Source organism: Salidesulfovibrio brasiliensis JCM 12178 (assembly GCF_001311825.1).
In the GTDB taxonomy this organism is placed as follows: domain Bacteria; phylum Desulfobacterota; class Desulfovibrionia; order Desulfovibrionales; family Desulfovibrionaceae; genus Pseudodesulfovibrio; species Pseudodesulfovibrio brasiliensis.
This window is the reverse complement of sequence record NZ_BBCB01000032.1, coordinates 1-19,214: the sequence shown is the minus strand read 5'-3', so window position 1 is coordinate 19,214 and position 19,214 is coordinate 1. Positions and strand designations below refer to the sequence as shown.

18 protein-coding genes, 3 pseudogenes and 1 riboswitch are annotated in these 19,214 nt (G+C 61.3%); of the genes and pseudogenes, 17 read left to right on the top strand and 4 right to left on the bottom strand.

The features are described 5' to 3' along the window. The first annotated feature begins 59 nt into the window (after positions 1 to 59). A riboswitch (cyclic di-GMP riboswitch) is annotated at positions 60 to 134 on the top strand. Positions 135 to 211: 77 nt separating this feature from the next. Further along, positions 212 to 1,228: an HD-GYP domain-containing protein gene (locus JCM12178_RS09620; protein WP_054650884.1), complete on the top strand. Its 1,017-nt coding sequence runs from the start codon at positions 212 to 214 to the stop codon at positions 1,226 to 1,228. Positions 1,229 to 1,238: 10 nt separating this feature from the next. Here the strand turns inward: JCM12178_RS09620 and JCM12178_RS09615 are convergent, their stop codons facing one another. Beyond that, positions 1,239 to 1,988 (bottom strand): M48 family metallopeptidase, encoded by a 750-nt coding sequence (locus JCM12178_RS09615; protein WP_054650881.1) that lies wholly within the window; start codon positions 1,986 to 1,988, stop codon positions 1,239 to 1,241. Continuing rightward, entirely contained in the window at positions 1,978 to 2,409 is a 432-nt protein-coding gene (locus tag JCM12178_RS09610) for a 2-thiouracil desulfurase family protein (RefSeq protein WP_245628700.1), read from the bottom strand. Before JCM12178_RS09610 ends, JCM12178_RS09615 begins: the two co-directional genes overlap by 11 nt. Positions 2,410 to 2,490: 81 nt before the next feature. Here JCM12178_RS09610 and JCM12178_RS09605 point away from each other — a divergent pair, with 81 nt between their 5' ends. The 14 genes and pseudogenes from JCM12178_RS09605 to JCM12178_RS09540 all read left to right on the top strand — a co-directional run bounded on the left by JCM12178_RS09605 (position 2,491) and on the right by JCM12178_RS09540 (position 15,183). Next, positions 2,491 to 3,645 carry an MFS transporter gene (locus JCM12178_RS09605; protein WP_054650879.1) on the top strand — a complete coding sequence of 385 codons (1,155 nt, stop codon included), beginning with the start codon at positions 2,491 to 2,493 and terminating at the stop codon, positions 3,643 to 3,645. A gap of 90 nt (positions 3,646 to 3,735) precedes the next feature. Continuing rightward, positions 3,736 to 4,245, top strand: coding sequence for a chemotaxis protein CheD (locus JCM12178_RS09600; protein WP_054650877.1), 510 nt, complete (start codon positions 3,736 to 3,738; stop codon positions 4,243 to 4,245). Between the two features lie 21 nt (positions 4,246 to 4,266). Next, positions 4,267 to 5,030 (top strand): annotated as a pseudogene (budA, locus tag JCM12178_RS09595) (acetolactate decarboxylase). Further along, a complete protein-coding gene (locus JCM12178_RS09585) occupies positions 5,027 to 5,353 on the top strand; it encodes an Hpt domain-containing protein (protein ID WP_054650871.1) in 327 nt (108 codons plus the stop codon). The pseudogene budA and the gene JCM12178_RS09585 overlap by 4 nt, the downstream one beginning before the upstream one ends. Continuing rightward, positions 5,353 to 6,309 (top strand): glycosyltransferase, encoded by a 957-nt coding sequence (locus tag JCM12178_RS09580; RefSeq protein WP_054650869.1) that lies wholly within the window; start codon positions 5,353 to 5,355, stop codon positions 6,307 to 6,309. Before JCM12178_RS09585 ends, JCM12178_RS09580 begins: the two co-directional genes overlap by 1 nt. 55 nt (positions 6,310 to 6,364) lie before the next feature. Next, complete coding sequence (locus JCM12178_RS09575; protein ID WP_083465836.1) at positions 6,365 to 7,048, top strand: AMIN domain-containing protein; 684 nt, start codon at positions 6,365 to 6,367, stop codon at positions 7,046 to 7,048. 127 nt (positions 7,049 to 7,175) lie between these two features. Next, complete coding sequence (gene pstB, locus JCM12178_RS09570; RefSeq protein ID WP_054650865.1) at positions 7,176 to 7,934, top strand: phosphate ABC transporter ATP-binding protein PstB; 759 nt, start codon at positions 7,176 to 7,178, stop codon at positions 7,932 to 7,934. Between the two features lie 21 nt (positions 7,935 to 7,955). Beyond that, positions 7,956 to 8,621 carry a phosphate signaling complex protein PhoU gene (phoU, locus tag JCM12178_RS09565; RefSeq protein WP_054650863.1) on the top strand — a complete coding sequence of 222 codons (666 nt, stop codon included), beginning with the start codon at positions 7,956 to 7,958 and terminating at the stop codon, positions 8,619 to 8,621. A 341-nt stretch (positions 8,622 to 8,962) separates the two neighbouring features. Further along, positions 8,963 to 10,705 carry a 30S ribosomal protein S1 gene (locus JCM12178_RS09560; protein ID WP_054650861.1) on the top strand — a complete coding sequence of 581 codons (1,743 nt, stop codon included), beginning with the start codon at positions 8,963 to 8,965 and terminating at the stop codon, positions 10,703 to 10,705. A gap of 6 nt (positions 10,706 to 10,711) precedes the next feature. Further along, positions 10,712 to 11,587, top strand: a complete 876-nt coding sequence (gene sppA / locus JCM12178_RS09555) for a signal peptide peptidase SppA (protein ID WP_054650859.1) — start codon at positions 10,712 to 10,714, stop codon at positions 11,585 to 11,587. An 86-nt stretch (positions 11,588 to 11,673) separates the two neighbouring features. Continuing rightward, a pseudogene (locus JCM12178_RS19650) lies at positions 11,674 to 12,111 on the top strand (ribonuclease Z); the annotation flags it as partial. A 161-nt stretch (positions 12,112 to 12,272) separates the two neighbouring features. Next, positions 12,273 to 12,443: a hypothetical protein gene (locus tag JCM12178_RS19645; protein WP_245628704.1), complete on the top strand. Its 171-nt coding sequence runs from the start codon at positions 12,273 to 12,275 to the stop codon at positions 12,441 to 12,443. Positions 12,444 to 12,446: 3 nt separating this feature from the next. Further along, positions 12,447 to 13,787: a response regulator gene (locus JCM12178_RS09545; RefSeq protein ID WP_054650857.1), complete on the top strand. Its 1,341-nt coding sequence runs from the start codon at positions 12,447 to 12,449 to the stop codon at positions 13,785 to 13,787. 43 nt (positions 13,788 to 13,830) lie between these two features. Beyond that, positions 13,831 to 15,183 carry a tetratricopeptide repeat protein gene (locus tag JCM12178_RS09540; protein ID WP_054650855.1) on the top strand — a complete coding sequence of 451 codons (1,353 nt, stop codon included), beginning with the start codon at positions 13,831 to 13,833 and terminating at the stop codon, positions 15,181 to 15,183. Here JCM12178_RS09540 and JCM12178_RS09535 read toward each other — a convergent pair. Then, positions 15,162 to 15,350 (bottom strand): hypothetical protein, encoded by a 189-nt coding sequence (locus JCM12178_RS09535; protein WP_054650853.1) that lies wholly within the window; start codon positions 15,348 to 15,350, stop codon positions 15,162 to 15,164. The genes JCM12178_RS09540 and JCM12178_RS09535 overlap by 22 nt on opposite strands. A 128-nt stretch (positions 15,351 to 15,478) precedes the next feature. Then, complete coding sequence (locus tag JCM12178_RS09530; protein ID WP_157054857.1) at positions 15,479 to 16,831, bottom strand: deoxyribodipyrimidine photo-lyase; 1,353 nt, start codon at positions 16,829 to 16,831, stop codon at positions 15,479 to 15,481. A 72-nt stretch (positions 16,832 to 16,903) separates the two neighbouring features. Here JCM12178_RS09530 and ahbB point away from each other — a divergent pair, with 72 nt between their 5' ends. Together ahbB and hemL are read left to right on the top strand one after the other, a co-directional pair. Beyond that, positions 16,904 to 17,392: a siroheme decarboxylase subunit beta gene (gene ahbB, locus JCM12178_RS09525; protein WP_054650849.1), complete on the top strand. Its 489-nt coding sequence runs from the start codon at positions 16,904 to 16,906 to the stop codon at positions 17,390 to 17,392. Beyond that, a pseudogene (hemL, locus tag JCM12178_RS09520) lies at positions 17,392 to 18,653 on the top strand (glutamate-1-semialdehyde 2,1-aminomutase). Before ahbB ends, hemL begins: the two are co-directional and overlap by 1 nt. The last annotated feature ends 561 nt before the right edge of the window (positions 18,654 to 19,214 follow it).

Genomic DNA, 19,214 nt, shown 5'->3' with positions numbered 1-19,214 from the left:
GAAAGCAGGGCAGGGGTGCCCCTTTACAATCCCGGCTTTCCATTTTACAAGCCTTTCTCGTTCGAAAACGCCAAACCCGCCGCGAGGCGGGGACGGAAAGCCACGGGTCTCATGAAGACAGCCGGGTTGCCGAAACGCCCTTCGTCGGGACCTCCCCGACGATTTCCGCAATCCATGCCGCCTTCACGCAGTCCCTCGGGAATGTCCCGGCATGACCAGAAATACCAGCCAGACCACTCGCCAGCGCGCGGGAGCCAAGAGCAGGGAAAAGGGTGCGAGCCTGTTTTCCGTGCCGACGCAGGTGTTGCAGCCCGCATTGTCCGGTCCGTTCTCCATCTATCTGGAACAGGGCGGCAAGATGGTGCTGTACGCGGCCAAAGGTGAGATCGTGACGGAAGCGCACTGCGAACGCCTTGCCTCCATGGGCGTGGAGCGGCTGCATGTGCGCGGCTGCGAGCGAAGCGCCTATAACGAGTATGTTCGCGAAAACATCTCCATATTTCTGGAAGACGAGAGGATTCCCTGTCAGGTGCGGGCCGAACTCTTTTGCGAGGCAACCACGGCCGCGGCGCGAGAGGCTTTTGACCGATCCCTGCCGAATCCGGGCGGTGCGGTGCGTTTTCAGCGCATTCAGTCCCTGCTGCGCGACAGCATGTCCTTTTTCATCCAGCCCGAAGCCATCCGGGAGATAGCCCGGCTCGTATCCGAAAGCTCGGACCTTTACGAGCACGGGGTCGGGGTCATGGTCCTGACCACCAGCCTGCTGAACGCCAGCGGCATGAAAGGGCGCGAGCTGCTCGGTGCCTGTTCCGTGGGCGCGCTCCTGCACGACATGGGCAAGCTGGAACTGCCGCAGGAAATCTTTGAACGCCATCCCGACACGCTTGAGGATGACGAGCGCCGACTGTTGCATTCCCACCCGGCTCTCGGGGTCAGCGTCTGCTCCATGCTGCCACTGCCGCAGGAGGCGCTGCACTGCATCCTTTTTCATCACGAACTGGAAAACGGGCGGGGATATCCTTCGCAGGCGCGCGGCGACATGCTCCCCTATTATGCCCGCGTGCTCGCGCTGTGCAACGTCTACGACGGGTTCGTGCGAATCAGGCCGTGGCGCAAGGCGCTGACGCCTTTCGAGGCCATGGTCAGGATCAAGGGGATGCGCGGCGCGTTCGACGAAGGGCTTGTGCAGCTGCTCGACAAGGTCCTCGTCAAGGCCGGGCTGACCTAGCCCGACGCTCTCATCGGAAAGTATAGAAAAGGTCCGCCGAACCGTGCGGAGTCGCTTCCATCCAGCCCGGAACAAGGCGCATGGCGTCTCGAAGGTCGGTCTCCAGCCGTTTGAAGTCGGGCTGGTGGCGTGCGACCAGCTTCCAGTACGCCGGGGAGTGATCCGGGTGCTTGAGGTGGCAGAGTTCGTGGAGCATGAGGTGCTCGGCCAGCTCCGGGGTGAGAAACAGGGTTTTGCAGTTCAGGCTGATGCGACCTCTCGAAGAGCAACTGCCCCAGCGTCGCCGCTGGCTGCGGATGGTCACGGACTCAAAGGGCAGGTTCAGCTCGCGGCTCATGGTCCGCAGTCGTTCCGGAAGACTTTCCCGCGCCGTGGTGCGCACGAAATCCCGCAGGCGTTCAAGCAGGGCGGCTTCGTCGTTGCCCGCCAGCATCAGGCTGCCCGCGTTCTGCGTCAGGCTGACGCGGCCGGGCCGGATCACGTGGCGCACCGGATGGGTGCGGTCGATGGCCGGAAACCGAACCTCTTCGGGAACTGCTGGCGGTTCGGGCCACGGAGAGCGGCCCTGCGCGGCCATATCCGTGGCGGTGCGGGCGATCCAGTCTCGCCTGCTCTCCAGCATGTCCGTGACCAGCGCCCGGCGCAACCCGCGCGGGGTGACCACCTCCAGCCCGGCACCGGGCAGCAGCTTCATGATGATCCGTTTGGCGCGCGGGTTCTCGCGCACGGTCATGGGCAGGGGGCGCAGATCAGTCGTCATGGTCCGCGGCTCTCGGGGCAATGCCGTTGTCGCGCAGGGCGCGGGTGAACAATCCGTCACCGGAAATCAGCCTGCCGGAAAACGTGCCGTCGTACACCGTGCCACAGCCGCAGGACGGGGAGCGTGGCTGGAGCAGAGCCGAGGTGCATCCCGCCAGTTTTGCCAAGCGGACAGCTTCCTGCGCGCCGCGTTCGATGGCCCCGCTATGGTCCACGCCGTCGCGGTCAACCACGGCACTGTTCACGATCTCCACCGGGTCCCTCGGTGTGGGCAGGCCGCCGAGTTGCTCCGGGCAGACCGGAACCGCGCGTCCTTCCCGTAGCAGTTCGAGGGCTTCGGGGTGCTCCTGCGAGCCGCCGTCGTAGCGGCAGTTCACGCCCAGCAGGCAGGCGCTGACCACGACCATATTTCTGTTCTTCATGCGCTCAGCCTCCGGCAGTCTGTTTACCCTTGATCAATGCGAGTTGAAAGGCATATGTTCCGTCGACTTCCGGGAGGCTTCATGATTTCCGATCGCAGCAAGCGAATGTACATATTTCTGTTGGTCCTGACGCTCGGGGCGCACGTGGCTTTTCAGGGCTGGCGCACGCTCCTGAACAATTTCGCCGTTGAGGTGGGCGGACTGGACGGGCTCGACATCGGCGTGGTCCAGTCGCTTCGCGAAGTGCCGGGCTTTCTGGCCCTGTTGGCTGTCTACGTGCTGTTGATAATCCGCGAGCATCGGCTGGCCGCGCTCTCGGTGGGCGTCCTCGGCGTCGGGGTGGCCATGACGGGCTTCATGCCCTCGGTGGGCGGCATCATCTTCGCCACGCTGGTCATGAGCTTCGGGTTTCACTACTTCGAGACCATGAACCAGTCCCTGACGCTGCAGTACTTCGGCCACACCGAGGCACCGCTGGTGCTGGGCAGGCTCAGGAGCTTTGCCGCGCTCACCAACATCGCGGTGGGCGGGGCCATCTTCGTGGCCGCAGGCTTTTCCGATTACAAGGCCATGTTCGTGGCGGCCGGAGCCGTGGCCGTGCTCACCGGTATATGGGCTTTCACGCAGGACCCCACCCACAAGGAAGTGGCGCCCCAGCGCAAGAAGCTCTTTCTTCGCAAACGGTATTGGCTTTTCTACGCGCTGACCTTTCTTTCCGGGGCGCGGCGGCAGATATTCGTTGCCTTTGCCGTGTTCCTGCTGGTCCAGAAGTTCGACTACTCGGTGCGCGGCATCACCGTGCTCTTCGTGCTCAACAACATCATCAACTGGCTGGTGAACCCGCTCATCGGCAAGGCTGTAAACCGCTTTGGCGAGCGCAAGGTCCTGAGCCTCGAATACGGCGCGCTCTTCCTCGTCTTCACCGCCTATGCGCTGACCGACAACCCATGGGTGGCCGGGGCGCTTTATGTGCTGGACAACATCTTCTTCAACTTTGCCATGGCCATCCGCACCTTCTACCAAAAGATCGCCGACGCCGGTGACATCGCTTCGGGCATGGCCATGGGATTTACCATCAACCACATTGCGGCGGTGTTCATCCCGGCACTTGGCGGGCTGGCCTGGCTGGCAAACTACCGGGCGGTATTCGCGGGCGCGGCGGTCATGGCGCTCGTCTCACTTGCGCTGGTGCAGTGCATCGACGGCCAGATAGCAAAAAAGGGCGCAGGCAGTTGACTTGAGGGGTGCCGTGATTCATTCTGTTCAGGTACGATTTCCACAACAGCTTCTTCACGCCGGGTTCCGGCGGCAGCGGGTCTACAGGCGATGAAACGAAAACACGATGACTACCCCAATGTCTTCTTGCAGACCGGCGACTGTTTTCTTGCGGTTCAGCCCACCATGGTCACCACGGTGCTCGGCTCCTGCGTCGCCATTACCATGACCCACCTGCCCACCGGCACCGGGGCCATCTGCCATGCCTTCCTGCCGGATTCCCACGAGTCCAATAGGGGCGGCCGCGACCCGCAGGTCTGCCGTTTCGTGGACACGGCCGTCGCGAACATGCTTCAGGGCATGAACAAGCTGCGCGTTCCGCTTCAGGACCTCACGGTCAAGGTTTTCGGCGGCGCGTCGGGCCTTGCCGTTCGCACCGAGGGCTACAGCACCTACAATGTCGGACGCCGCAACGTGGATGCGGCCAAGAAAGTGCTCAAGGATTGGGGGCTGAAGGTCGACACCATGGATGTGGGCGGCAATCAGGGGCGAAAACTCTATTTCATGACGCATACGGCCGAAGTCTGGATGAAACGGCTGAACGGGCAGCTTCAGGAATAACGGTCTCATATCGGGGGGAAAATGAAACGGATAGTGTTGGCGCTCTGCCTGTCGCTCTTCATGGCGGCGTCGGCGGTGGCGGGGGAACTCTTTCAGTACTCCACAATCGATGCGCTGCTGGCCGGGCTGTACGACGGTCGTCTCACGGTGGGAGAGTTGCTGGAGCGCGGCGGTTTCGGCCTCGGCACCCTCAACGGGCTGGACGGCGAGCTTGTCGTGCTGGACGGCAAGGCCTACCACGTCAAGGCTGGCGGCGAGGCCACTGTTTTGAAGGACAATGCTCTCGTGCCGTTTGCCGCGGTCACGGATTTCAGCGAAGACTCCATCGCCTCGCTGGACGACATTCCCGATATCAAGGCGCTCAACGCTGCGGTCGGCAAGCACCTCTCGTCCGGCAACTTTTTTCACGCCATCCGCATTGATGGACGTTTCGAGATGCTCAAGACCCGGGCCATTCCGGCCCAGACCCCGCCCTACAGGCCGCTGGCCGAAGTGGTGAAAGAGCAGGTTATCGTCAAGTTGACGAGCACCGAGGGCACGCTGGTCGCATCTGGACGCCCGGATACATGAAGGGCGTCAGCGTGCCGGGGTTCCATTGGCATTTTCTTTCCAAGGACGGGACCACAGGCGGCCATGTGCTGGACGTGTCCTTCAAGGGGCTTGTGGCCCGCGTGGACACCATGCGTGATTTCTCCATGCGGCTGCCCGAGGCGCTGGGTACGCTGGATCTGGGCGCGGACCGCAAGGAAGAACTGGAAAAAGTGGAGATGAATCCAGCCGAATGATCCCCGCGCAAGGCCCCATCGTCGTAACGCTCGAGGACTGGCTCGAACCCATTTTGCCTCGCTACCTCGAAATCCGGGAGCGGGAGCAGGAGGCGCTGCAGCGGGCCGTGGAGCGCGGCGATATGGACGAGGCGGGACTCATCGGCCACCGCACCAAGGGGTCCGGGGCGTCCTTCGGGCTGCCGGAGGTCACCGAGATCGGCCGGGGCATCGAGATGGCGGCCAAGGCCGGAGATTCGGAGCAGGTGCGCAAGCTCGTGGACAGGCTGGGCGACTACATGGCCCGGCTGGAGGTCCGCTTTGAAGGTGGCGGGAAAGCCTGATGAACATCCTCATGCTGGCCATAAACGATCCTGCAGGCACGGCCATCCAGTTCTGCCGTGCCGTGAGCCGTCACTTCGATCACTCCTGTCGTCTGGTCACGCTGGAAACGCGCTACACCCATTCATGGGAAAAGGACCTGCACGTCCCTGATCTTGATGACGAAGGGGTGCAGGAGCTCGGTGAGCTTTTGGAGACCAGCGACATTCTGCATTTCCACATGACGGCGGATGAGCACACCGCCTTCGGGCCGTATCTTCCTGCTGACCATCTCGCGGGAAAGGCCGTGGTGCATCACCATCACGGGCATCACGATTTTCGCTCCAACCCGGAGTCTTTCCGGCGAAAGTACGCCGAGCTTGGCCGGGAGAATTTGCTTGTCAGCACCCCCGATTTGCTGAAATTGCTGCCCGAGGCCCGCTGGCAGCCGAATCTGGTGCCGCAGGACGAGCCGCTTTTCAGGCCCGATCCGGAACGCCGCACGGACGGGACGCTCCGGGTGGCCCACTCTCCCACGCGCAAGGACCTGAAGAACACCGACGAATTTCTTGCCGTGGCCGAGCGGCTCCGCCTGTGCGGGCTTGGCCTTGAAGTGGACCTGATCGACGATGTGCCGAACGCCGAGTGTCTGCGCCGCAAGCGTCGCTGTCACGTGCTGTTTGATCACATGCAGGGCTATTACGGGGTGAGCAGCCTCGAGGGACTGTCGCAGGGGCTGGCGGTCGTTGCCGGGCTGGACGACTGGAACCGACGGACCATTGCCGGGTTCGCCGGTACCGACGAACTGCCGTGGCTCGTTGCCCGGACCGGCGAGGAGCTTGAGGCGCGTCTGGCCGAGCTGGCCTCCGACCGCGCGTTTTGCGAAGCCGCAGGCAGGGCCGGAAGGCGGTTCATGGAGAGTGTCTGGTCGGACCGCCGCTGTGCTGCCAGACTTGTCCGCTTCTGGGAAAATCTGTAGTCGTTTGCTTTCGCCCGTGCCATGAGCTAACGTGAGAATTTAATCGGAGACGTTTATGCGTAGTGTTGGTCGTTTGTCCCTCATCCTGTTGCTGGCCGTTGTGGCCGCAGGCGCCTATCTGACCCTTTTCGGCTCCACCGCGGGCACGGGGAACGAAGGTCCCGTGGAGATTCGCCGTCCGGTGGATACGCATGTGGTGGCACCGCAGGATGATGTCCTTGACGTGGAAGACGCCGGAGAGGGCAACATGACCGAGGCTGCGGATCAGGGGGCGGAGTCGCCCGCCGGGGGCGACAGTCCTGCAAAAGCGTCCGATGAAGCCGCCGAAGGCAGCCTGACGCAGGAGCAGGAAGATACGGCCACCACTGAAACTGCCGCTTCGGCATCTGCTGAAACCACCTCTGCCGACACCGCCCCTGCCAACGTGATCCGCGCATTTTCCGCCTCTGCCGAAGGTTCCGGCTTTGCGCTGCACCTTGTTGGGGTTCCGTCCGACTTCACTCCCGAATGGTTTACGCTTTCCTCGCCTCCCCGGTTTGTCATCGACCTGCCCGGCTCCTGGGGGCTCAAGGGGGACAATGTCCACCGTCCCGACGGCGGCCCCATCAAGTATGTCGTGGCCGGGTCGCACCCGGACAAGCTGCGTTTCGTGATCCACCTGCGCGAGGACGTCCCCATGCCGGAAGGGCGGCCGGTGTTCGTCCACGACGAGGACGAACTCTCCGTGCGGGTGCAGTGATTTGCGGATTGCGGCCAACGTTTCAGAAATGTAACAATCGGGCCATTCCGATGTAACTGGTGGACGTTAGCCGTACTGAGTTCCCGGTTTTCCGGAGTTCAGAAAAGCACCCGAAGGGAGTTACATTATGGGCAACATCAAGGTTTCATCCGAAAACCTGGATTTTTATTATTCCGATTTCAAGGCGCTCGAAGACATCACCATGGACTTCGAAGCGAATAAGGTTACGGCGCTAATTGGTCCTTCGGGCTGCGGCAAGAGTACCTTTCTGCGCTGCATCAACCGCATGAACGACCTCATCGCCGGTACCCGCGTGGACGGGCGGATGACGCTTGACGGGGAAAACATTTACGCGCAGGGGCTCGACGTCGTCTCCCTGCGCCGCCGCATCGGCATGGTGTTTCAGAAGCCGAACCCGTTTCCGAAGACCGTTTTCGAGAACGTGGCCTACGGCCTGCGCGTCAACGGGCTGAAGGACAAGGCGCTTCTTGAGGAGCGCGTTGAGGAGAGCCTCAAGGGCGCGGCCCTTTGGGACGAAGTCAAGGATCGCCTGAACACCTCGGCGCTGGGCCTCTCCGGCGGACAGCAGCAGCGCCTGTGCATCGCCCGAGCGCTGGCCGTTGAGCCGGAAGTCCTGCTCATGGACGAGCCCGCCTCCGCACTCGACCCCATCGCCACGCAGAAGATCGAGGACCTCATTCACGAACTGAAGAAGAACTTCACCATCATCATCGTCACGCACAGCATGCAGCAGGCCGCGCGCGTCTCGGACAAGACCGCGTTCTTCTACATGGGCAGGCTCATCGAGGTGGACAGCACCAAGCAGATGTTCACCAAGCCCAAGAACAAGCAGACTGAAGACTATATCACCGGCCGTTTCGGCTAAGTCATCACCGGGAGAGCGATTATGGAACAAAGAGCCCACTTCACACGAAAGCTGGAAGAACTCAAACTCATGGTTCTCCGCATGGCGGCGCTGGCCGAATCTGCGGTGCATAAATCCGTGAAGGCCTTCCTGGAAGGTGACGCCGACCTTGCCGAAGAGATCATCAAGGGCGACAGCGCCATTAACGATCTTGAAGACGAGATAGACGCCTTCAACCTCGAACTGCTTGCGCTGGACCAGCCCATGGCCGTGGACCTGCGGACCATCGTCGGGTCCATGCGCATCACCGTGAACCTCGAACGGCTGGGCGACGAGGCCGTGAACCTCTCGCACCGGGCCATGTTCCTGAGTTCCCGTCCGCCGCTTCCCTTCAACTCCAAGATGGAGAAGCTTTCGGAAACCTCCAAGGCCATGCTGGCCGACTCCCTGCGCGCGTTTGTGGACGGCGATGTCCGTCTGGCCGAGCAGGTCTGCCGCACCGACGACGAGGCTGACCGCCTGACCATCCAGCTCCTCAAGGAGTTCATCAACGACATGGTCACCGAGTCCCGCATCGTTGAGCGCGGCGTGCACGCAATCATCGCGGCCCGCCACCTTGAGCGCATCGCGGACCTGGCGACCAACATAGCCGAAAGCGTGGCCTTTATCGTGGAGGGCGACAGCCTGAAGCACAACTGCCGCGGATAAGGCGCGATCCAGAAAAAACGACTCTGCCGTGCGGGCCGCTTCGGAAAAACCGGGGCGGCCCGCATCGTCATACTACTCCCCCGCACGGCGTGATTCTTTCGCCTTGCCGATACCGAAAGCGGTTTACAGTGGAGGCAATTTTCGTTAAGGGAGAGAACTCTCACGAGCCTTCCTGCTAGGAAAAGGCTTGGTGAACAAAGGCATAAAGGCAGCTGGCCGGCCTGTGCGGCCCACTTTGGCGAAACGGACCCGGCACCTCGGACCGGAAGTTACGACGACAAAGAACCCGCTGCCAAAAAAATATATGCGAAATTCGTCCGAGGCTGTTGTTGGAGGAAACAATGGAAAAGAACACTGAAATCGAAACCCCTGAAAACGAAATGGACATGGAAATGAACTTCGAGGCCGCCCTCGAGGATTATCTCAATTCCGATTTCGGGGAACTTGACGAAGGCACCATCGTAAACGGTGAAGTCGTCAAGGTTGACAATGACCACGTGCTCGTCGACGTGAACTTCAAGTCCGAAGGTCAGATTCCGTCTGCCGAGTTCATGGACGCCGAAGGTAACATGACCGTTGCTGTCGGTGACAAGGTCGACGTCTTCGTGGTGAACAAAGACGAAGGTGAAGGCTCCATCCACCTTTCGCGTGAACGCGCCAAGCGGATGCAGCTTTTTGATAAGCTGGAGGAACTCCAGGAGCAGGACGGCGTGGTCCCCGGCCGCATCGTCCGTCGCATCAAGGGTGGTTACACCGTCGATCTGGGCGGCGTCGAGGCATTCCTGCCCGGCTCCCACGTCGATCTCCGTCCGGTCCCGGACATGGACGCCCTTGTCAATCAGAGCTACGACTTCAAGATTCTCAAGATCAACCGCCGCCGCAGCAACGTCATCGTTTCCCGCCGCGTGCTGCTTGAAGAACAGCGTGCGGAACAGCGCGACAAGCTGCTCGGCACTCTGGAAGAAGGCCAGATCGTGGAAGGCAAGGTCAAGAACATCACCGAATACGGCGTGTTCATCGACCTCGGCGGCCTCGACGGCCTGCTGCACATCACGGACATGTCCTGGAAGCGCATCAAGCATCCCAAGGAAATGGTCCAGCTCGGCGACGATCTCGAACTGAAGATTCTCAACTTCGACAAGGAAGGCCAGAAGGTCTCCCTCGGTCTGAAGCAGCTCGTCCCCGACCCGTGGGAAAACATCGCCGAAAAGTACCCCGAAGGCGGCAAGCACGTGGGCGTGGTCACCAACCTCGCCGACTACGGCGCGTTCGTGGAACTGGAATCCGGCGTGGAAGGTCTCGTGCACATCTCCGAGATGAGCTGGACCCGCAAGCTGCGTCACCCCTCCCAGATGGTGAAGGCCGGCGACGAAGTGAACGTCATCGTTCTCGGCGTGGACCAGGACAAGAAGCGCATCTCCCTGGGCATGAAGCAGGTCAACCCCAACCCGTGGGATGTGGTTGCCGAGAAGTACCCCGAAGGAACCGTCCTCGAAGGCTCCATCAAGAACATCACCGAATTCGGCGTGTTCATCGGCATCGAGGAAGGCATCGACGGCCTCATTCACGTGTCCGATATCTCCTGGACCAAGAAGATCCGTCATCCCTCGGAAGTCTACAAGTCCGGCGACACCGTTCAGGCCAAGGTCCTCACCGTGGACAAGGAGAACGAAAAGTTCACCCTCGGCGTGAAGCAGCTCACCGAAGACCCGTGGACGCAGGTGCCCGGCAAGTACCCCGTCGGCCAGACCGTCACCGGTACCGTCACCAACATCACCGACTTCGGCCTGTTCGTTGAAGTTGAAGAAGGCATCGAAGGCCTCGTGCACGTCTCCGAGATCTCTCGCAAGAAGGTCAAGAGCCCGTCCGAAGTCTTCAAGGAAGGCGACTCCATCGAGGCGAAGGTCATCCACGTCTCCGCCGACGAGCGTCGTCTGGGCCTCTCCATCAAACAGACCACCGAAGAGGAACCCCGCAAGCCCTCCAGCAAGACCTACGGTGGCAGCACCGAAACCGCTGCTCCCACCCTTGGCGACCTGCTGCGCGAAAAGCTCGAAGAAGCTTCCGGGGAACCCGAAGAGTAGGGCTGAATGGAACAACGACTGCGATTCTCGCAGCGTCACCCCTTCCTGTTTGGGGTGCTACTGATAATAATGGCCGTGGCCCTCGTCACGGGGGCCATGGCCATTTTCCGTGGTCTGGAGAGCGGCGGATTCGCCAGCGAACGGCTGGGCGAAGTCCACGTGGACGGCGTGATAATGGATTCCGCAAGCATTGTGGACTACATCCGCAAGCTCACCGACGACGATTCCATCAAGGGCGTCCTGCTCCGGGTCAACTCGCCCGGCGGCGCGGTCGCCCCTTCCCAGGAAATCTACGAGGCGGTCAAGAACCTCGCGGCCAAGAAGCCCGTGGTCGCCTCGTTCTCCACAGTGGCGGCCAGCGGCGGATACTACGCGGCCGCACCCTGCACCAAGATTTTCGCCAACCCCGGAACGCTCACCGCGAGCATCGGCGTAAAGGTCGAGTTCGTGACCGTTCGGGATGCGCTGGAAAAGCTCGGCATCACGCCCGAGGTGCTGACAACCGGCCCCTTCAAGGCTTCCGGCAGCCCGCTGGAAACGCTCACCGACGGGCAGCGCATGCAGCTCATGAGCGTTATCGAGGACCTGCACGATCAGTTCGTGACCGACGTGGCCTCTGCCCGAGGCATGAAGCGGGAGCAGGTGGAGGCTGTCGCCGACGGCAGGGCCGTCACCGGGCGGCAGGCGCTGGCCTACGGGCTGGTGGACGCTCTCGGCAGCCGCAGGAACGCCATCGAGGACCTCAAGCGCCTCGCCGGTCTCGAAGGTCCGGTGCCCATGGAGAGCGGGCCTGTGGTCGAGGAACCCCTGATGCAGAAGCTCTTCGGCGTGACGCTGCCCTTTGATGTGCTGCTTCCCGGCTTGAAAATTTCCTACCAATAGAAAATAATAACATTCTCTTCAGTGACGAAGTGGGTTCAGTCGCGTACACTTGGGTGGAATACTCTGGGTACGGGACATACTTCGTTATGAAATGCACGTTTCTGGGTGTCGGCGAAGCTTTTGACGAGGAGCTTCCCAACACATCGCTTCTGGTTTTCGATGGCTCGGGTTCCGTCATGCTCGATTGCGGGTTCACGGCAGCGCCCCAGTTGTGGCGCTGCATGCCGCACCCTGTCCGTCTCGATGCGGTATGGATCAGCCACTTCCACGGCGACCACTGGTTCGGTCTGCCGTGGCTGCTTGCCAGAATGCATGAAGAAGGGCGGGATAAACCGCTCACTGTCGCAGGGCAGCGGGAGGTCGGGCACAGAGTGAAAGCTCTCGCCGAAACCGCCTATCCCGGCCTGTTGGACAAGCTGAATTTTCGACTCGTTTTTCGTGAGCTTGAGTCAGGAGAGTCTGCCGAGCTCGGAGGATTCTCAGTGCGTTGCGCCGTTGGCGAGCATTCGTTAAGGAATCAGGCCATACGGTTGGACTCTTCTCACGGAAGCGTATTCTATTCGGGAGACGGCAGGCCCACGTCGCAACGACGGAGCTTGCCCGCGGGTGCGACCTTCTGGTTCAGGAGGCCTACGCACTACATGGACAGACAATCGGTCACGGGACCGTGGAAGCCGCTCTTGAAATGGCCCGCATTGCGGAGCCGAAAGCTCTGGCGCTGGTCCACTTGGGACGGCGGGTCGCGCGCAGGGATTCGAGAGCGATCAATATCAAGCTTGCCGAATCCGGGTTTCGGGCCTTTGTGCCCGAGCCCGGTGACGTGTGGGACGTCGCCTCGGCAGCCAAAGGAGAATAATGCATGGCTGACAAGCGCTACGACGCGATAGTATACGACTACTTTGAAAAGACGAGCGGGAACATCGTCCTGCTTACCGAGGACGTGCTCTTCTTCAAGACGCTGCGGTCCACGATCATGAAGACCATCGGCTCGCGCCGGGACTGCCTGTATCACGTGCAGAACACGGGCCCTGCCGCCAAGGCCATCAAGGCGCTCATGGAGCGCAAGATGCCTGTGATCGTCTTTGTCGAGCGCATCGTGCAGGGCAAGCCGAGCACGGATTTCATCCTCGCCCTCAAGAATATGTACCCGGACATCCGCGTCATCGTCCTCGTGGGTGAGACGCGGCGCGAAAACATCGCGTATTTTTACGAGATAGGCGTGAACAACGTCATCTCCAAGCCCGCGTCCATGAACAACATCATCGAGAAGATGGCCTTCACCATCAAGCCGCAGGGCAAGCTCTCGGAGCTGATGCATACCGGCAAGATGCTGCTGGATCAGGGCAATCACAAGGACGCGGTGGCCATCTGCGAACGCATCCTGAAGATCAAGCCCGGCAGTCCGGCCGCGCTCATGCTCAAGGGCGACGTCTATCTGGACCTCAACAAGCGCGACAAGGCCCTTGAGGCCTACATGGAGGCGCACGAGGGGTCGCGGCTGTATCTGGAGCCCATCAAGAAGCTCGCCGACTTCTACAGGGGGCACGATCAGGAAAAATACCTCGGCTACCTCAAGAAGCTCGACAAGCTGAGCCCGCTCAATACCGAGCGCAAGTGCGAGATCGGCACCGTGCATGTTGAGCGTGATGAAATGGAGAGGGCGGAGAAGTATTTCGATCAGGCCATCGAGACTGCCACCAAGGAGGCCATGAGCCTTGTGGCCGGTGTCGCCAACCGCGTATCCATGGCGGTTGCGGAGTCATCTCCGCGCATGGCCGAGAAATATCTGACCAAGGTTCTGGACACCAAGGCCGACAACCTCACCGCAGACGACATCGGCACCTTCAACCGCCTCGGCATCGCGCTCAGAAGTCAGGGCAAGTGGAAGGAAGCCATCGAGAACTACAAGCGCGCACTGCTGGTGGCTCCCACCGATGAAGGGCTCTACTATAACATGGGGCTTGCCTATCACGATGGCGGTCAGCGCGGGAAGGCCATCGAGGCCATGGAAAAGGCCATTGAGCTCAACCCGGACTTCTACAAGGGCAAGGAAGGAGTCTGCCTGAATATCGGCAACATATTCGTTGAGTTGCGCCGGTATGATGACGCCAAGCCATACTTTGTGGAGGCTGCTGCGGTCAATCCCAAGGGCAAGGCGGTCAAGAAGCTGGAAGCGCTCAATAAGATGCTCGGCGAGTAGGCGGTGCGGGCTCGCGGCCCGTTAACTCTGACCGGGGGAAGGCATGAGTCAGGTCAGCCTGAACGTGCTCGTGGATTACTTCAGTAATCTTGAGGGTATGGTGGTCGCCTTGTCGGACGACAAGGTGGTCCAGCGAACCCTGCGCGCCGCCGTGCACAAGGTGGTCGGCACGCAGCGGGACTGTCTGGTGGCCACTGCCAGCCGTAGAACAGCCCTCGATACCATCGCCTCCTTCTCCGAAAAAAAATATCCGGTCATGGCCTTTGTGGAGCAGGAAATCAACGGCGTTTCGGCGACCGACTACATCTTCACGCTCTCCAAACTGCACCCCGATGTGAAGATCCTGCTGCTCACGGGCGAAATCGCCTCGGACAAGCTGGCGTACCTGCACGAGCTGGGAGTGGTCGGGGTGGTGGTCAAGCCTGCGTCCATCAACAATTTCGTGGAAAAGATGGCCGGGGCCATCCGGCCGAATGACAGGCTCAGGGAGCTGGTCGGCAGCGGGAAGGAACACTTGGTCAAGGGCGAACTGGATGCGGCGGAGCAGGCCGCCCGGGACATCCTCTCCATCAAGCCCGGCAGCCCGGCAGGGCTGATGCTGGCCGGTGACGTGCATCTTGCCCGCGGTGACCGGGCAAAGGCGGTGGAAGCATACCTTGAGGCCCATAACGAGGCCGAATTGTACATCGAACCGCTCAGGCGGCTGGTGGAGGCCTTCCGTGGATTCGATGATGACGAGGTTCTTCAGTACCTGAAAAAGCTCGACTTCATCAGCCCGCTAAACCCTGAACGGAAAAAGGAGATCGGCGAGGTCTACTTTCGCAAGGACGAACTGGAGCGCGCAGAGCAGTACTTTGACAGTTGTCTGGAGATCGTCGGCCGGGAGCAGCCTTCTCTTCTTTCGGTATTTGCCTCGCGCATCGCCGGGTCCGTGGAGAAGGGCGCCCCGGAGATGGCCACCAAATATCTCCGCCGTTCGCTTGATGCGCGCGGTGACCGGCTGGACAGAAACGACCTTGTCACCTTCAACCGTTTGGGCATTTCCCTGCGCAGGCAGGGGCGCTGGCAGGAGGCCGTGGACGAATACGCGCGGGCCATGCAGATAGCCCCGGACGATCCCGGTCTTTATTACAATCAGGCGCTGGCATGGCACGACGGCAACCGCCGGGCCGAGGCGCTGGCCGCCATGCGCAAGGCCCTTGAGCTGGAACCTGCCCTGCATGAGCGAAGCGATTCCGTGGCCCTGAACGTGGGCAACGTCTTCCTGCACGCCGGGAGCCCGGACCGGGCAAAGCCGTATTACGAGGCCGCGCTCTCCATCAATCCGGGCAACCTTTCCGCACAGAACCGGCTCGGCGAGGTCCGCCGCAAGCTTCAGCGACCAAACGACTCGTAAAGCGTGGCCGCGTCCATGTCCTCGTCAAGCGGGCCGGGCCTGAACCATGCTTCGCGCACCGCTCCCTTGCGATCAAAGGCCACCATGAGATGACCCGGCTCGCCGGAGGTCCGGTGTTTCGCCTTCCAGACGCAGATTGGCCCGTTGCCGAGCGAGGTGCGCGCCACCGGGGTTCCCCAGTCGTCGAGAGCCTGCTGATAGGTCAGGCCGTCCGGGACCAGCGTCGGCTGGGCACTTTTTTGGTCCGCAGCCGATAAGAAACGTGGCGACCAGAAGCAGGGCCAGAACCGTCTTCCTAGATGAGCGAAGGTCGAAGCTGGGCATCGATGTACTCCTGTATCCTGAATTTGGATTTTGCGCCGTTGTAGCTCATGAAGCGGATCTTGCCGAAGATGGCCCGTTCGCCCCATGCGCGGTCGTGCACGCCGCCGATGGACCACGCCACGCCCGTGTAGCCGTTGGCGTCCCGGCCGTCGAGCTGGTAGCGGTCGTTGAGGAATATGGCCCGCTGCATGGCCTCCTCGTAGTGTTCCGTCCACTCCAGTATCTTCTTGGCCCAGTACATCCGCATGTAGTTGTGCATGTGTCCGGTGCGGACCATCTCCATCTGGGCCGCGTTCCAGAGGTCGTCGTGCGTCTTGCCTCGTTCCATTTCTTCCAGCGAATAGAGGTAGGGCCGCTCGTCCCCGAGGTGCTCTTCGAGGGTTGTTATGGCCCAGTCGGCAAAGCAGCCGGGGCTGTCGTACTCCGGCTCGTAAAGGCAGAAGTTGTCGGACAGTTCGCGGCGCACCACCAGTTGCTCCACATATGCGGCCACGCTGTCCCTGTTTTTTCCACGCGCCGTGACCTCATGGAGCACGCGCAGCGCGGATATCTGCCCGAAGTGCAGGTAGGGGGAGAGACGCGAGACACCGGGGTTGGTGGGCACGTTTCGGCCTTCGCCATAGACGTCGAGACCGGACCGGATGAACGAGTCAAGCTGTTCCCACGCCGCGGTTTCGCCGGGAACGAACGCGGTCTCTGGAAGTGCTGGAGCTGCCTCGACATGCTTCAAGGCCTCGTCCATGCTGGCAGTCTCGGGACGTTTCTTCAGGGTATGCGGATGTTTTTTCAGGTCCGGCGGTTCAACCAGAAAATCCGAAAGCAGCCTGTGAATCTTCGGCCGAATAGTCCGGGCAGCGTATTCGCGCTTGTCCGAGGCAAGGCGGCAGGGGACCGTGTTGCGCGAATCCACCTCCCATACCTCGCCCTGAGCCGCGTCGGCAACGGTCTTCATCCATTGCCGCTTGAGCCGCAGCACGTCGAAGTCCATGACCAGCGCGGAGACATCCAGCTCGCGTATCATTTCCGGCACCACAACGTCCGGCGTGCCGAGGCGCAGCAGGAAAGGAATGTTCAGCCCCTCCAGCGTCGCGGCGGTCTCGCGAAGCCCCTTGACCAGAAAGAGGAACTGCCGGGACGCGGCCTCAAGGAACTTCGGGGCCAGCCCATAAAGCACCACAAGCGGCACGCCGCGTTCAAGGGCCAGCTCCTGCGCAAAGAGCAGGGCGTGGTTGTCTCGGGCGCGGTGTTCGCGGTGCATCCAGCAGGCCACCGGCCCGTTTCCGCCGTGACCGTCACGTACTTTGTATGCTCTGGGATCATTCATGCCGTCCACTCTACACCATTGCCGTGAACTGGCAACTTGCAACCGCGCGGACGAGGGGGTAAGACGGTCCGCATGGCTATGCAATTCACCGAAAAAGAGGAAAGGATTCTCGCACTGGCCGGGGGCGACATCCCGGACGGTCCCGAGCCGTTCAAGGCCATTGCCGAGGCTGCCGGTGCCGACGAGACCGAGGTCATCAACCTTTTGAAGACCCTCAAGGCGCGCGGTGTGATCCGCCGTTTCGGGGCCACGCTCAGGCACCAGAAGGCTGGATACGGCCATAACGCCATGGTCGCGTGGAAGGTGCCCGAGGAGCGGGTGGACGAGATCGGGGAGCGCCTCGCCTCCTGCCCGGCCATCAGCCATTGCTACGTCCGGCGCACCTACCCGGAATGGCAGTACAACTTCTACACCATGATTCACGGCAAGAAACCGGGCGACACCGATGAAACCGTGAAAGAGCTCGAGCAGGACACCGGCATCACCGATCACTGCACCCTCAAGAGCCTCAAGGAACTCAAGAAGACCTCCATGGTCTATTTCAAATTCGACAAGGAATAATGATGGATTCCAAGACACTCTACGCCAAGGCACAGACCCTCATGCCCGGCGGCGTCAACAGTCCGTTGCGCGCATGCCGCTACGTCAAAAGCGAACCCGTCTTCATCGAACGCGCCAAGGGCGCATACGTCTGGGACGTGGAAGGCCGCCAGTACATCGACTACGTGCTGAGCTGGGGCCCCCAGATTCTCGGGCACTGCGACCCCGTTGTGACCGAGGCCGCCCACAAGGCCGTTGACCTCGGCTCCAGCTACGGCGCGCCCTGCGAAGGCGAGGTGCTGCTGGCAGAAGAGATTTCCAAGCTCATGCCGTCCATGGAGATGATGCGCATGGTCTCTTCCGGAACGGAAGCCACCATGTCCGCTCTGCGCCTCGCGCGCGGCTACACCGGTCGTAGCAAGGTGGTCAAATTCATCGGCAACTACCACGGCCACAACGACTCCTTCCTCGCCGCCGCAGGCTCCGCCGCCGCCACGGTGCCCGGCACCCCCGGCGTACCCGAGGACATCGTCAAGCATACCCTGCTGGCCCACTACAACGACCTCGACGCCGTGGAGAATCATTTCAAGGAAAGCGGTGACGACATCGCCTGCGTCATCGTGGAGCCGGCAGCCGGAAACATGGGCCTCGTGCTCCCGCAGCCCGGCTTCCTCGAGGGCCTTCGCGCCTGTGCACACAATACGGCGCGCTGCTCATCCTTGACGAAGTCATCACCGGCTTCCGTTTTGACATCGGCGGTGCCCAGAAGCGTTACAACATCGAGCCGGATCTGACCACGCTCGGCAAGATCATCGGCGGCGGTTTCCCGGTGGGCTGCTACGGCGGCAAGGCCGAGATCATGAATCACATGGCCCCCTGCGGCGGCGTGTTTCAGGCCGGGACCCTCTCCGGTAACCCCGTGGCCATGGCCGCCGGACTCGCCACGCTCAAGCGTCTTCAGGAGTGCGACTACGACGCGCTCGAAAAGCGCACCCTCGCTTTTGCCGAAGAGCTGGCAGGCATCATCCGCAGCAAAGGCAAGCCCGTCCAGCTCGTGCACACCGCCTCGGCCTTCACCATGTATTTCACCGAAGAACCCGTGGTGGATCAGCGCGGCTCCGCAGCCAGCGACGCCGACGTCTACGCCGCCTTCTGGCAGCAGATGCACAAGCAGGGTGTCTACCTCGCTCCCGCAGGATTCGAGTGCACCTTCACCTCCTTCGTTCACGGCGACGAAGACCTTGAAAAGACCCTCGAAGCCGCTAAAAACGTACAGTTTTAGCACTGGACTACGAATACAAGAAATAGGCAGGCCCGTTGTTCAACGGGCCTGCCGTTTTTATGCGTCAGTGTGAGTTCATCATTAGGATTCGGGCTGTTCGAGAGTTGTGGTTTCTTTAATTGCGGGGCCCACCGAAGGTGGGAGGGACGGGAAACGGAACCCGGTTTGTTGTGGGTTTCGGCCCACAAGCGGGCCGACCTTCTTTTTTGCTTGCGCAGAAAAAAGAAGGCAAAAACTGCGCTTTTTGTTCGGTGTCCGGTCTCCACTCGGCAAGAGGCTCTAAGAGTGCTCGCTGTCCCGGTCAAAAGGTTCGCCAGCGAACAGACAACCGGGCCCACGCAAGCAGCACATAAGAGCCTCTAAGCCTCGGGAGACAACGCTGCCGTTCTTCGTCTGCGCTGTCGCTCACCCTTAGGGTTTCGCTTTGGGGAGGGCTTGATTTGGGTCGGGGTTTCGCTGCCTGTTCCGCCTTTGAGGGGACGTTTTGCTTCTCGGTAGCCTTGCTTGTCGGGCCATGCGGCAACCTCACGCTGCCGAACCCTTGAAATAGAACCCAGAACC

Bases quoted from the DNA above. Each gene is read 5' to 3' on its own strand.
- JCM12178_RS09620 (WP_054650884.1), top strand. From the start codon at position 212: ATGACCAGAAATACCAGCCAGACCACTCGCCAGCGCGCGGGAGCCAAG.
- JCM12178_RS09615 (WP_054650881.1), bottom strand. From the start codon at position 1,988: ATGACGACTGATCTGCGCCCCCTGCCCATGACCGTGCGCGAGAACCCG.
- JCM12178_RS09610 (WP_245628700.1), bottom strand. From the start codon at position 2,409: ATGAAGAACAGAAATATGGTCGTGGTCAGCGCCTGCCTGCTGGGCGTG.
- JCM12178_RS09605 (WP_054650879.1), top strand. From the start codon at position 2,491: ATGATTTCCGATCGCAGCAAGCGAATGTACATATTTCTGTTGGTCCTG.
- JCM12178_RS09600 (WP_054650877.1), top strand. From the start codon at position 3,736: ATGAAACGAAAACACGATGACTACCCCAATGTCTTCTTGCAGACCGGC.
- JCM12178_RS09585 (WP_054650871.1), top strand. From the start codon at position 5,027: ATGATCCCCGCGCAAGGCCCCATCGTCGTAACGCTCGAGGACTGGCTC.
- JCM12178_RS09580 (WP_054650869.1), top strand. From the start codon at position 5,353: ATGAACATCCTCATGCTGGCCATAAACGATCCTGCAGGCACGGCCATC.
- JCM12178_RS09575 (WP_083465836.1), top strand. From the start codon at position 6,365: ATGCGTAGTGTTGGTCGTTTGTCCCTCATCCTGTTGCTGGCCGTTGTG.
- pstB (WP_054650865.1), top strand. From the start codon at position 7,176: ATGGGCAACATCAAGGTTTCATCCGAAAACCTGGATTTTTATTATTCC.
- phoU (WP_054650863.1), top strand. From the start codon at position 7,956: ATGGAACAAAGAGCCCACTTCACACGAAAGCTGGAAGAACTCAAACTC.
- JCM12178_RS09560 (WP_054650861.1), top strand. From the start codon at position 8,963: ATGGAAAAGAACACTGAAATCGAAACCCCTGAAAACGAAATGGACATG.
- sppA (WP_054650859.1), top strand. From the start codon at position 10,712: ATGGAACAACGACTGCGATTCTCGCAGCGTCACCCCTTCCTGTTTGGG.
- JCM12178_RS19645 (WP_245628704.1), top strand. From the start codon at position 12,273: ATGGCCCGCATTGCGGAGCCGAAAGCTCTGGCGCTGGTCCACTTGGGA.
- JCM12178_RS09545 (WP_054650857.1), top strand. From the start codon at position 12,447: ATGGCTGACAAGCGCTACGACGCGATAGTATACGACTACTTTGAAAAG.
- JCM12178_RS09540 (WP_054650855.1), top strand. From the start codon at position 13,831: ATGAGTCAGGTCAGCCTGAACGTGCTCGTGGATTACTTCAGTAATCTT.
- JCM12178_RS09530 (WP_157054857.1), bottom strand. From the start codon at position 16,831: ATGAATGATCCCAGAGCATACAAAGTACGTGACGGTCACGGCGGAAAC.
- ahbB (WP_054650849.1), top strand. From the start codon at position 16,904: ATGGCTATGCAATTCACCGAAAAAGAGGAAAGGATTCTCGCACTGGCC.